The organism is Roseateles sp. P5_E11 (genome assembly GCF_054049355.1).
This window is the reverse complement of record NZ_JBFUMO010001131.1, coordinates 1-796: the sequence shown is the minus strand read 5'-3', so window position 1 is coordinate 796 and position 796 is coordinate 1. Positions and strand designations below refer to the sequence as shown.

The following is a 796-nucleotide window of genomic DNA, read 5'->3' as shown; positions in this document are numbered from 1 at the left end:
GTCCGGCGGCGAGCAGCAGCGCCTGGCGATTGCCCGGGCCTTGCTTGCGAAGCCCGACTTCCTCTTCATGGACGAGGCCACCAGCGCGCTCGACGAGGACACCGAGGCGGCTCTCTACGTGCTGCTCACCACTCAGCTGAAGGACACCACCATCGTCAGCGTGGCGCACCACTCGGCGCTCAAGAAGTATCACGACCACGCGCTGGTGCTCAGCGCGTCGTCTCGCGCCGTGCAGGCGCGACTCGTTGGCGAGGCCGCATCAGTGCAGACCGCCTTGAACCCTATCCCACTGTGAATGGAGCCCTGATATGAGCGCAAAGATCACCATCGTCACCGAAGCCAATTTCAAGGAAGAAGCCGAAGCAAGCACCGTCCCCGTCCTCATCGACTTCTGGGCCCCCTGGTGYGGCCCGTGCATGGCCCTGATGCCGGCGCTGGAAGCCCTGGCCCCGATGTACGAAGGCCAAATGAAGATCGTGAAGGTCAATGCCGACGAGAACCCCAAGCTCGTCGAGCAGTTCGGCGTCCGCGGCATCCCCCAGCTCTTCTGGATGAAKGACGGCAAGACCGTCGGCCCGGTGAAGGGCCGCACGCGGACCCAGCTTTCCAGCGAAATCGACGACCTGCTCGGCTGAGCCGTCTCCACCGACAAAAACACACGGACCATCATGCAAGCATTCCATGGCAGCGCCGCCGAGAAGACCCGACTGATCGATCCAATCCGGCCGCGCTGGGCTGCCGGGCAACTGTTGCCCGCGACCATCCTCAAGCTCGACACCGAGAACAACCTGTATTC

Annotated in this window: 2 protein-coding genes; both read left to right on the top strand. The window is 63.5% G+C overall.

The window, feature by feature from the left end; translation table 11 throughout:
• The coding region (locus ACXJKR_RS33885; protein WP_457326598.1) for an ATP-binding cassette domain-containing protein at positions 1–295 on the top strand (295 nt) is incomplete at its 5' end.
• Between the two features lie 13 nt (positions 296–308).
• Positions 309–635, top strand: coding sequence for a thioredoxin family protein (locus tag ACXJKR_RS33880; protein WP_457326597.1), 327 nt, complete (start codon positions 309–311; stop codon positions 633–635).
• Positions 636–796: the final 161 nt, after the last annotated feature.